The organism is Panacagrimonas sp., assembly GCF_965216805.1.
Classification (GTDB): Bacteria; Pseudomonadota; Gammaproteobacteria; order Nevskiales; family Nevskiaceae; genus Panacagrimonas.
The window spans coordinates 1,492,147-1,503,543 of record NZ_CBDCGN010000003.1; the positions used below are offsets into that span (position 1 = coordinate 1,492,147).

7 protein-coding genes are annotated in these 11,397 nt (G+C 67.3%); 3 read left to right on the forward strand and 4 right to left on the reverse strand.

The genetic code is table 11. The annotated features are described in order from the left end of the window. Positions 1-156 precede the first annotated feature (156 nt). The 4 genes from ACOOHP_RS19810 to ACOOHP_RS19825 form a co-directional block, all read right to left on the reverse strand. A complete protein-coding gene (locus tag ACOOHP_RS19810) occupies positions 157-1,716 on the reverse strand; it encodes a long-chain-fatty-acid--CoA ligase (RefSeq protein ID WP_420468199.1) in 1,560 nt (519 codons plus the stop codon). A 21-nt stretch (positions 1,717-1,737) separates the two neighbouring features. After that, positions 1,738-2,574, reverse strand: coding sequence for a lysophospholipase (locus ACOOHP_RS19815; RefSeq protein ID WP_420468200.1), 837 nt, complete (start codon positions 2,572-2,574; stop codon positions 1,738-1,740). Position 2,575: 1 nt separating this feature from the next. Continuing rightward, entirely contained in the window at positions 2,576-4,003 is a 1,428-nt protein-coding gene (locus tag ACOOHP_RS19820) for a wax ester/triacylglycerol synthase domain-containing protein (RefSeq protein ID WP_420468201.1), read from the reverse strand. Between the two features lie 87 nt (positions 4,004-4,090). Beyond that, on the reverse strand, positions 4,091-5,944 hold the full coding sequence (locus ACOOHP_RS19825) for a 1-acyl-sn-glycerol-3-phosphate acyltransferase (protein ID WP_420468202.1): 1,854 nt from the start codon (positions 5,942-5,944) through the stop codon (positions 4,091-4,093). 276 nt (positions 5,945-6,220) lie between these two features. On the opposite strand from ACOOHP_RS19825, the gene ACOOHP_RS19830 reads away from it, so the two are divergent. The 3 genes from ACOOHP_RS19830 to ACOOHP_RS19840 all read left to right on the forward strand — a co-directional run bounded on the left by ACOOHP_RS19830 (position 6,221) and on the right by ACOOHP_RS19840 (position 11,247). Further along, on the forward strand, positions 6,221-7,054 hold the full coding sequence (locus ACOOHP_RS19830; RefSeq protein ID WP_420468203.1) for an enoyl-CoA hydratase-related protein: 834 nt from the start codon (positions 6,221-6,223) through the stop codon (positions 7,052-7,054). A 128-nt stretch (positions 7,055-7,182) separates the two neighbouring features. Further along, positions 7,183-8,403: an acyl-CoA dehydrogenase family protein gene (locus tag ACOOHP_RS19835; RefSeq protein ID WP_420468204.1), complete on the forward strand. Its 1,221-nt coding sequence runs from the start codon at positions 7,183-7,185 to the stop codon at positions 8,401-8,403. Between the two features lie 162 nt (positions 8,404-8,565). Then, entirely contained in the window at positions 8,566-11,247 is a 2,682-nt protein-coding gene (locus ACOOHP_RS19840) for a LuxR C-terminal-related transcriptional regulator (protein WP_420468205.1), read from the forward strand. Positions 11,248-11,397: the final 150 nt, after the last annotated feature.

The window sequence follows — 11,397 nt, forward strand, 5'->3', positions numbered from 1 at the left end:
TCTGGAAACCTCCGGCGACCCGGTCGACCGCGTCCTTCACCGGCGGCAGCGGCGCCCGCATCTCAACCGACGATACCGCCGCTTTCGATCGCGGCCAGCCGCCCGGGCAGACAACCCTGACGCAGATCGGTAGGGAGGTCGCGTCCCTGTGCGGCGCTAACCGACTGCGCGTTCCTGCCCCACCCAATGAGGTTTGCGCAGTTCGGTCTTGAGCACCTTGCCTGCGCCCGAGATCGGCAGCGCCTCGCGCAGTTCGAGGCTGCGCGGGCACTTGTAGCCGGCGATCAGCGTCTTGCAGTGGGCGTACAGCTCGTCCTGCGTGAGTGTTGCGCCCGGCTTGAGCACCACCGCTGCGTGCACCCCCTCGCCCATGTCCGCATCCGGGATGCCGATCACCGCAGTGGCCGCCACCGCCGGGTGCTTGGCGATGGCGTTCTCGACCTCGACCGAATAGATGTTCTCGCCGCCGGAGATGATCATGTCCTTGAGGCGGTCGACGACAAAGACGTAGCCGTCGGTATCCATGTACCCCATGTCGCCGGTATGCATCCAGCCGCCGCGCAGCGCCTCGCGGGTGGCCTCGGCCTTGTTGAGATAACCCTGCATCACATTGGGACCGCGCGCGATGATTTCGCCGACCTCGCCCCTCGGCAGCTCACGGTCGGCACCATCGACGATCCTGACCTGCACGTGAAAGCTGGCGCGGCCACCGCTGCGCAGCTTATTGCTGCGGGCGCGGCCCTCGGCGGTGTGCTGGGCAAATGGCAGCACGGTCATCACCGCAGCGGTCTCGGTCATGCCGTAAACCTGCATCAAGCTGGCACTGGGCAAGGCCGCCATGGCGCGGTCCAGCAGGGCCTCGGACGCCGGCGAGGCGCCGTACATGATGCGTTTGACGCTGGAGGTGTCACGGGCTTGGGTGGCCGGGTGATCGATCAGCACCTGCAGCATCGCGGGCACCAGTAGCAGATCGCTGAGCTTGCGTTGCTCGATCAGGTCCAGCACCGCGTCGGGCTTGAACACCGGCAGCATCACATGCTCGCCGCCGCGCAGCAGCAGGCAGGTGATGAGCATCATGTCGGCCAGGTGGAACATCGGTGCGGCATGCAGGCCCACGGCGCCTTCGGGCAGCGCGCCCTCCGCCAGCAGGCTCAGCGCCGAGCTGCAGATATTCAGATGGCTGAGCATCACGCCCTTGGGCGCGCCAGTGGTGCCGCCGGTATAGAAGATACCGAACAGCTCGTCGCCGCCGATTTCGAGATCGTCGATAGGCTCGTTGTCGGCGATCAGCGCCTCGTGGGAGTGCGCGTCCGCCGGGGTTTCGGCGTCACCCATGTAGATGACGCGACGCAGAAACATGCAGCCTTCCAGCAGCGGCTCGATCTGCGGCGCGAAAGCATCGTCGACGAACAGCGCCACCGACTCTGAGTCTTTCATCGAGTAGACGATCTCCGCCGTGCTCCAGCGGAAGTTGGCCGGGTTGACGACGGCGCCGATCCAGGCGATGGCGAGATACGCCTCCAGGTAGCGGTCGGAATTCAGTGCCAGGACGCAGATGCGGTCGCCATGGCGGATGCCCAGCGCCTTGAGGCCGGCCGCGAGCCGGGCCACCCGTCCGTGCAGTTCGCGAAAGCTGTGGATGCGACCGTTACAGACGGTTGCGACGGCGTCAGGTTGCTGTTGCACCGCGCGATGCAGGCCCTGAGTGAATTGCATGACCCTCTTCTCCTTCGGTTGTCAGTGTGCAGCGACCCAACGTTTGAGATCTTCGAACACGCGTGTGCGCTCGGCAGGCGGCTCGTTGAAGATTTCGTGGAAATAGCCCTCGTAAAGTTTCAGTGTCTTGTCTTTGGAGCCCGCCAGTTCGTGGATGCGCTGGCTGCCGGCGGGCAGGGCCAGGCTGTCGGCGGTGCCGTGCATGATCAGCAGGGGCAGCGTGAGCACCGAGTACCCGGCCGACAGCCAGCTGAGACGATCCAGCAACTCCGTGACGGTGCGCACCGGGATCGGTGTGCGCGAGTTGAGTGGGTCCTGGTTGTATTTGCGGACCTCTTCGGGATCGCGCGACACCGCCGATCCGTCGATCGGCAGGAAGGGCTTGGCCGGCGACACCATCGAAAAAAGCCGCGCCAGAACCCGCACCTTCATCGGGATGGGATTGAGCTGCACCGCCGGGCCGGACAACACCAGGCCGCGCAGCTTGTCCTGGTGTTTCATCGCGTAGCTCAGCGAAATTGCGCCACCCAGACTGTGGCCGATCAGGATCGGCTTGCCGGCGGGCGCCTGCTGTTCTGCAGCCAGGGTGACGAGTTGATCGAGGTCGGCGACGGAATACTCGAACTTCTCGATGAACGCGCGGGTGCCGCCGGATTTTCCATGACCGCGGTGGTCGAGCGCATAGACCGCACAGTTCTGCTCGACCAACACCTGCGCCAGACGCGCATAGCGCCCGCTGTGTTCGGCCACGCCGTGGGCGATCACCGCAGTGCGGGTCGGCGCGCTGCCGGGCAGCCAGGCCTGCCAGTAGATCGAGACCCCCTTTTCGCCGCCGTAGCGGCCTTCGCGTTCCTGCATGTCAGTTGACTCCCAGCTCAAGAATTTCGTCGAAACTCTCGCGCAGCGCGCGCATCAGCACCTCGGGTTCAGTGATGGCACCGGCGTCGAGATTCAGACCGATGCAACACGTCTGGCCGTGCGTGACCAGCGCGATCATCCCGGCCACGCCGGGCAGCGGCGCATACGGAAACAGGTGCGTGATCTTCGCGCCGGCCATGTAGACCTCGTCGCGAATGCCCGGCACGTTACTCATCTGCAGATCGTTCGCCGCCATCTTCGGCCCCATCGCTTTCGCGACCGCCGCGGTCGGCAGGCGCGCGAGCAGCGGCATGATCGCGAACGGCGCGAGCAGCGCGGGTTCGTCGCGCAGGCGCGTGACCTGCTCGCCGATGTGACGCATGCGCTCCTGCGGCGTCGCACCGCTGAGCTTGCCGGCGAGCTGACCGGGCGCGAACTTGTTGCCGCCGCCGGTATCGCCGGCCGCGCGCACGCTGATCGGAATGCCGATCGGCAGCTCGTCGTGCTCCACGCCCATGTGCGCGTGATAGCGCGCGAAGCCGCCAAGCATGCCGGCGACGAAGGCATCGTTGAGCGAAGCACCGCAGGCCTTGGCCGCGGCCTTGAAGGGGGAGAGCGGCACTTCCATGGCCTCGAAGCGCCAGTCGAACGTTCGGCCCGCGAGCAGCGGCGACGGCGGTGCCATGTACGGCGCGAGCGCGCGGCGCAACGAGGCCGCGTAGCGCGCGATGCGCGACAGGCGCGAGCCCTCATCGTCGGCCGGCCTGATCCAGTTTTGCAGCGACGCGACGCCTGCGCTGACGCGCGCGGGCAGCTTCGCCAGCTCGCGTCGATACTGTCGGCGTGCCGCCTCGGCCGGGCTCGGCGGAGTCGCGTCCGACGGGAAGGCCGCAGGCGGCAACTCGCGATCCGTGCTCGGCGCGCGCTTGCGGCTGTGCATGAAGGACATGAGTTGCACGATACCGATGCCGTCGCTCATCGCGTGATGCAGCTTGAGGATGTAGGCCGCGCGCGCGCCGTCCAGACCGAGCACCACGCGCGCCGACCACAGCGGGCGCTCGCGATCGAACGGTTCCATCGCGAAGTACTGCGCGAGGTCCAGCAACTGGCGCTGGCTGCCGGGCGCGGGCAGCGTGACGAAGTCGAGATGCGCGGACAGGTCGAACTGCGCATCGTCCACCCACTCCGGCGTGCCGAGCGGCACCTCGACCAGCTTATGCCGCAGCCGCGGCACCGCCTGCACGCCCCAGGCATGCGCGGCGAGCATGCGTGCACGATCCGGCGCGCAGTCGAGCAGTTCGATGCCGACGACGGCAGAACGCAGGTTGGGATAGGTGTCGAGCCGCCACATGAGCGTCTCGAAGGCGTCGAGCGCGGGCGCGGTACCCCAGTTGAGCGAAATCGGCGCGCTGGCTTGGGGAGTGTTCATGAAACGTTTCGTGTACGTCGTGAGTCGAGAAGTGAGGGAGTGCAAGGGCCATCCGTGTGCCGCGAGGGCAGCGCGGAAACCTGCATCTCATGCCATCGCACGCGCCACCTCCACCTTCGAGACACCGGCAACACGCGGACCTAGGCGGCCCAGTTCGTTGATCGCCTGCACGTGCGACTCGCATTCGCGCGCGAACGCGGCACGACGTGCGGCGAGCGTCGCGTCGCCGGGGACGAGTAGACCGCGGTTGGCGATCAGCTTGAGCGCGTTGCCGAACAGCTCGCGCGACAGGCATTCAGGATGCGTCAGCCGCTGCTGCAAGACCCACTGCCGGCCCACCGACATGCACGCGTCGATGAACTTCTTTTCCTCCACCGCGGCACCGGTCGGGTGCGCCGCGAGCCGCTCGGCGACCACCCAGTAAGCCTCGAGGAAGGTCGGCAGCACGGTCGGCGCCATCAGGAACGGCGCGTCCGCGATCATGTCCTTGCGCAGTTGCGCGGTCGCGATGCGATTGCGCCAGTCCGGGTCGAACAGGTCGGACTCGACCAGCAGCTCGTCGCGAAAGCCGGCGCGGTCGCTGAAGATGAATTCGAACTTGAGCAGGTCACGCAGCGCGAGCGTCTCCTGCTTGCCGGCCTTGACCAGATCCTCAGCGCCGCTGTTGGCGGCCTTCCACATTGCGAGTTCGAGAATCGCGCGGTTGATGAACCAGTGCACCGCGCTGTTGCGGTAATAGGCCGCGACCGCGTGCTGGCCGGGCGAGATGCGATACACCGGCTCGGCACCGTCGCGAAAGCCCTCGACCACGTTCGTCTTGACCAAGGTATCCAGCGTCTCCAGCACGCCGTGGTGATGACGCAAGGATTCGACCTGCGACACCGGCACGCTGCGCGCGCGCAGGTAGTCGAGCAGGGGGATGGTGCGGCGGAACACCTCGTCGAGCGTGAGCGCGCGGTCGCCGGAGGTGAGCAGCGCGAGCGTGGCCAGCGCCTGCGTGGTGACGGGCGTCGCGAGATTGATGCGCTTGAACACCTCGAACGCGCTCTTCTCCACCACGTACTTGTTGCGCTCCGCGTCCTCGCCGGCTTCGGCAAGCCGTTCTGCCAGCGACATCGGCTCGCCGAAGCGCACGTACACATGGCCGATCCAGGTTTGCTGCGTGCGCGCGTAATCGATCAGCCAGGGCAGCCCTTCCTTGGGCTTCGCGCCGCTGGTCTCCTGGTCCATCATCGCGCGGACCTCGTGGAGCTGGTCGTAGCAGATCGAGGTCGGCACCAGGATCACGTCCTTGGCCGCGCCGCTGCGGATCGCGTGCACGAGGTAGTTGAGCAGGCCGTACTTCGGCGGCCGCAGCTTGCCGGTGCGGCTGCGCCCGCCCTCCATGTACCACTCCAGGTTCTCGCCGCTGGCGACGAGATGCACGAAGTATTCGCGCAGCATCGCCTTGTAGATGATGTCGTTGCCGAGCGAGCGGCGGATGAACACACCGCCGCTGTGGCGCGCAATCGGCCCCAGCGGGAAGAAGCGCAGGTTGTCGCCGCCCAGCACTCTCGGCCGCTTCGCGCCGTGCGCGCTGAAGATCTTCGAGGTGACGAATACGTCCGCGTAGGAGCGGTGCGAGGGCAGGTAGATCAGCGAGTGTTTCTCGTTGAGCTTCTTGAGTCGTGCCATCGCGGCGCTGTCGGCGTCCACCGTGAACGCGCGCGTGTGCGCCGGGCCGAGCGCGTGATCCCACAGCCACAGGCCGCTGTGGCTGCGCACCGAGGCCATCTCGGCAAGACGCGATCGCGCCTCCCGTGTGACCTGTTCCACCGGTCGGCCGAGCTTGGCAGCAAGGGCTTCGATCTCGGCGCGAAAACGCGGTAGCTTCACCACGCGACGGGCTTCCAGGCGCGGTGCCAGCGGCGAACTGTCGATCAGCTCGCGCGACAGCTTCACTGCGGTACTCCCGCGGAAACGTGCTGGCTGTGCATGTGGATTCTCCTCCGCCGGTTCGCCCGTTCGCGATCGTCTCCACGGGCGTGTTTTTCTGGGTTTAAGCGTGGTCGAATCATACGCCCGCGGCACCCAACCAAAGTTTTGCCGGCCTGGGCGATCCCGCGCGGCTGGCGCGGAAGCTCATCGTCGGGGCCTCAGCGGAACACGCTGGTGCCGCCGCTCCGGACCCGTGCGAAAGTCGGGGTAGCGGCCGGTCCGGGGCGTTACCATCGGCAGATGAACAGCCCCCAGACCCCAAGTTTCGAGACCGTCCGTTTGCTCGCCGACGGCCCGGTCGCCCGGCTCAGCTTCAACCGGCCCGACAATGCCAACGCTTTCGATCGCCGCATGTGGGAGGAGTTGCCGCGGGCGCTGGAGTGGATCGGCACGCAGCGCCACCTGCGCGTGGTGGTGCTGAGCGGCGAGGGCAGACATTTCACCGGCGGCATCGACCTGTCGGTGGTGAGTTGGCTCATGGAGCTGACGGCAGACCCGCAGCGTGCCACGCGCGGGCGCGAGGACGTGCTGGCCTTCATCGAGAAGGCGCAGCACGCGTTCAACGCGCTGGAGCGCTGCCCGGTGCCGGTCATCGCCGCGATCCACGGTGCCTGCGTCGGCGCCGGTGTGGACCTGATTGCGGCCTGCGACCTGCGCCTGTGTTCTGCGGATGCGAAGTTCTGCGTCAAGGAGGTCGATCTGGCGGTGGTGCCGGACGTCGGCACCCTGCAGCGTCTGAGCCATGTCATTGGCTACTCCGCGACCGCGGAGCTGACCTACAGCGCGGAGACCTTCGACGCCCGGCGTGCGCTGGATTTGCGGTTGGTGTCGCGGGTGCTGGACAACAAGGGCGCATTGCTGGAATCGGCGAACCGGCTGGCGCAGGACATCGCGTCCAAGCCGCCGACCGCGGTGCGCGGCATCAAGCGCAACCTGTTGTGGTCGCGCGATCACAGCGTGCAGGACGGCCTGGCCTTCGTCGCGACCTGGAACGCGGCGATGCTGGTCGGCGAGGACCTGGCCGAGGCGGTCGAGGCCGCGAAGCAAAAGCGCAAGGCCATTTTCCCGGACTGATCTTTACTCCCAGCGTTGCCGCGAAGGCCGACGTAGGTCGGCCCATGGCCGCCGTCGATGCGCGACAGATGGTTTCGATGGCGGGCCCGCCCCGCCCCACACCGCGCGTTTACCCCTTGAGATTCGAAATGACCCACCCCCGCCGCCGCGCCGACGCTCTCTACAGCGACCTGTTCGTTCCCGACGAGACAAAGCGCATCCGCGAGGATGTGCGGCAGTTCTGCGACGACGTGATCCGCCCGGTCGCGCATCGCCTCAACACCACGCCGGAGAGCAAGGAGAGCTTCGCTCGTGCCGAGTTCGATGCGATAGCGAAGGCCGGCCTGTACAAGATTCCGTATCCGACCGATGTCGGCGGCCTCGGGCTGGAATTCCCGACCCTGGCGACCTGCACGGTGCTGGAGGAACTCGCGTACTACTCGCCGAGCCTCGCCTCCGCGCTGTACGACGGCCAGGCGATCCTGGTCGGCAAGACCTTGCAGCACGCGCCGCCGCATATCCGCAATAAGTATTTGCCGATGCTGATTCGCGGCGAGTTCGTGGGCTGCTTTGCCACCAGCGAGCCCAACGCGAGCACCGATCTGTCGGTGAAATCGATCGAGACGGTCGCGACCCAGGTCGAAGGCGGCTGGAAGATCAACGGCCAGAAGCGCTGGATCACGAACTCGCCGGTCGGCGACTGGATCGCGGTGCTCTGCAGAACGGGCGATGGCCTGACCATGCTGTGGGCCGACATGCGCGAGCCCGGCGTCGCGGTGTCCGCGCCCGATCTCAAGATGGGCAACCACGTGCAGCTCACCGCGGACATCCATTTCAAGGACGTGTTCGTGCCGGACGAGCACGTCGTCGGCAAGGTCGGCGGCGGCCTGCGAACCGCGATCACCGCGCTGGTGCTCGGCCGCATGGGCATCGGCGCCGTCGGCGTGGCCATGGCGCAGGCGGCGTTCGACTTCTCCACCGACTACATGGGCAAGCGCAAGGTTTTCGGCCAGGAACTGGCGCGCTTCCAGCACTGGCAGTTCAAGTTCGCCGAGCACGCGCTGCAGATCGAGATGGCGCGCAACCTCTACCAGAAGGCCGCGATCCGCTACGACAAAGAGGGCGGCGCGGATATCGAAGCCGCCATGTGCAAGATCGCGGGCAGCCGCCTGGCCTGTGACGTGGCACGCGACGCCATCCAGGTCTGCGGCGCGTATGGTTTTGTCAAAACCCTGTCCGGTCCCGGGACGAATTTCCCGCTCGAATCCATTTATCGCGACGCCAAGATCGGCGAGATCTACGAGGGCGCCAACGAGATCCAGAGCTGGGTGATTGCGCGGCACATCTTCGGCAGAGAATTCACCGGCTGATCCGGCGGCGGCCGCCGCTCGGCGGCACTCGGGCTACACTCGGTCGCATAACGAAATCGACCGGTGCGCTGGCACATGGCCAAAGTGCAGAAACGGTCGCCTCGCAAGCCCGGAGGAGGGCGGGCGGGGCGGCTGGAACCCCCGAGTTTTTCCTTTCCGCTGGTGCGCACGCGCACGCTCGAGGACTTGACGGCGGGGCCGCTGCTGCCGGCCAAAGTGGTGACCGTGGTGGCGCCCACCGGCTATGGCAAGACGGTGCTGTCGGGGGCGCTGTTCCGGCATTTTTCCGACGCCGGCATGCATGCCTGGTGGATCGCGCTGGACGACCGCGACGACAGCGTCGAGCGCGTGCTGGCGCTGCTGGAGGCCGGCCTGGGCGATCCGCAGGCGCCGATGCATCCGGCACAGGACCTGATCCGCGGCGACGAGCCCACCGAAAGCCGCATCGACGTGCTGCTGCAGACGGTGGCGCACCTGCCCGAACCGGCGCTGATCGTCATCGACAATCTCGGCTACTGCCGCGACGAGACCCTGGGCTATCTGCTGGACCGGCTGGTGTTTCGCACGCCGTCGTCGGTGCAGTTCGTGTTTTCCAGCACCGAGCGGGTGCCGATGAACCTGGCGCGCGCCAAGCTGGAAGGGCGCCTCCGCGAGGTCGGTTTTGCCGAGCTGAGTCTGAACCCCGCCGAGGTCGGTGCGTTTCTGGGCAAGGACCTGTGCCGGACTCTGGGCGACGCCGCGGTGCTCGGCGTGGTGCGCCAGACCGAGGGTTGGCCGACGGCGGTGCGACTGGCGCAGATCATCCTGTCGACCGCTGACCAGCCGCTGCGGGCCCTGCAGGGGTTCTCCGGCGCCGACGCCGATCTGGCCGATCTGCTCAACCGGCAGGTGCTGGACGGCTTTGCGCCCCAGATGCGGCGCTTCCTGATGGAGATCGCGCCGCTGCGCAGTTTCAGCGCCGATCTGTGTCGCGAGGCCACCGGCGATGCGCAGGCTGCGGGGCATCTGGACCTGCTGTTGCAGCGCAACGTGTTCGTGATACCACTGGATCGCAATCGCAGCCGCTATCGGCTGCACGGCCTGTTTCGCGAGTTCCTGATCCAGCAGGCGCAGCAGCAGCTGGCGCCGGCACGTCGGGCCGAAGTGCTGCAACGCGCGGCGCTGTGGTGCGAGCGCGGCGGGCACTGGCAGGACGCCATCGACTATGCGCTGGAGGCCGAATCGGCGGATCTGGCCGGCACCATGCTGGAGCGGGTGGCGGCGACGTTCGTGCGCGACCGTGGCGATCTGCGTCAGTACATCGAGTGGATCGAACAATTGCACGCCGGCGGTCATCAGGTCGGCTGGGAAGCCGACTTCTGGTACGTCTGGGCGCTGGTCTTTCATCGCCGCTACGAATACGCGCGCCGGCAGAACGAGCGCCTCAACCTGCGCATCCGGCAGGAACAGCAGGCTGGGCGCGACGCCGCGCAACTGGCCGACTTGAAGCGCCGGATCGACGTCATCGGCACCTGCGTGGACACCTACACCGATCGCCTGGCCGAAGCCTACGAGCAGGCCACCGGCTGGCTGGCCGAGGAGCACGCTGCGGACGATCCTTTCAACGTCGCGACCGTGGCCTGCGCGGCGGGCATCTCGCTGAGCAGCGCGCATCGGTTCGTCGACGCGCGCCAGGTCATGCGCCGTGCGCAGGCAGCGATCTCGCAGTCGGACAGCGCGTACGGGGTCGGCTGGGTGGCGCTGCTGCAGGCGGTGATCTCGGTGCAGGAAGGCGATTACGCCGTCGTGCATCAGGACCTGCTGGCCTCGCTGTCGCGGGTGCGGGCTGCGCTGGGCGACAGCGCCGGCATCAGCGGCACCATGGCGCTGGTGGCGGCCAAGTGCGCGGTGGAGATGAATCTTGAGACCGAGGCGCGCGAGCTGCTGTCGCACGGTCTGCGCTGGGCGCAAACACACGGCATCGTCGATACCGCGGTGCTGGGGCTGGACGCGGCGATCAAGCTGTGGCCCGGCCGCGATGAGGGCGACATCGCGCTGGCCCAGTTGCGCGAAATTGCCGGGGGCTATCCGCCGCGACTCGGGTTGATGCTGTCCTGCCTGCTGGTGCAGCGCCTGGCCCGCCTGGGCCGGATGGACGAGGCGATCGCCGAGGCGGCGCACATCGGTCTGAATATCGGCGCCCCGGAGCGGCGCAAGCCGGTGGTGAGCGGCCTGGAGACGGCGCGCGCGCGTGATCTCTACGCTGCCTCGGAGATCGACCTGCTGATCGCCACCGGCCGTCTCAAGCCGGCCGAAATTCTGATCGCCGAAGAGACCCGCCTGGCCAAGCTGGAAGGTCGCACCGCACGCCTGGTGGAACTGGCGCTGGGCGAGACCGTGATTGCGATCTGCTCGCACAACCCGCAGCCGGCAGCGCGGCATCTGGCGCGCGCGGTGAATCTGGCGGCGCGGCGGCGCATCCTGCGGCCGTTCCGCGACCGCAGCGAGACCATCGCCGGCCTGGTCAACGACACCAAGCCCTCGGCCTGGGGTTTTGCGCTGGAAGAAGAGCGCCGCTTCTTTGCCGAGATCTGCCGCGACCTGCCGTTGACCAACAGCGCGCTGTTCGATCAGATGGACGCCGGCCAGGGCGACAGCCCCCTGCTGGAGACGCCCACCGCGCGCGAACTCGAGCTGCTGGGCCTGATCGAGGCCGGACTGTCCAACCAGCAGCTCGCGGACCGACTGAGCGTGTCGGTGGCCACGGTCAAATGGCATCTGTACAACCTGTACACCAAGCTCGGTGTTTCCAGCCGCTCGGCAGCGCTGGCGCGGGCGCGCACCCTGAACCTGCTGGCGCGCTGACAGGCGTATCGAACCCGGGTTCGGCGCACTGCTGCAGCGCAGCATCGGCGAGTGCACCAGACCGGACCAAACTATGGGTTGGGGTGGCGGTGGGGTGCGGCAGCGACGATAGGCTCGCTGAGTTACCGTCCGCGGGAGCGCAAGTGCTTC

Coding starts and splice junctions, on each gene's coding strand:
- ACOOHP_RS19810 (WP_420468199.1), bottom strand. CDS start 1,716: ATGCAATTCACTCAGGGCCTGCATCGCGCGGTGCAACAGCAACCTGAC.
- ACOOHP_RS19815 (WP_420468200.1), bottom strand. CDS start 2,574: ATGCAGGAACGCGAAGGCCGCTACGGCGGCGAAAAGGGGGTCTCGATC.
- ACOOHP_RS19820 (WP_420468201.1), bottom strand. CDS start 4,003: ATGAACACTCCCCAAGCCAGCGCGCCGATTTCGCTCAACTGGGGTACC.
- ACOOHP_RS19830 (WP_420468203.1), top strand. CDS start 6,221: ATGAACAGCCCCCAGACCCCAAGTTTCGAGACCGTCCGTTTGCTCGCC.
- ACOOHP_RS19835 (WP_420468204.1), top strand. CDS start 7,183: ATGACCCACCCCCGCCGCCGCGCCGACGCTCTCTACAGCGACCTGTTC.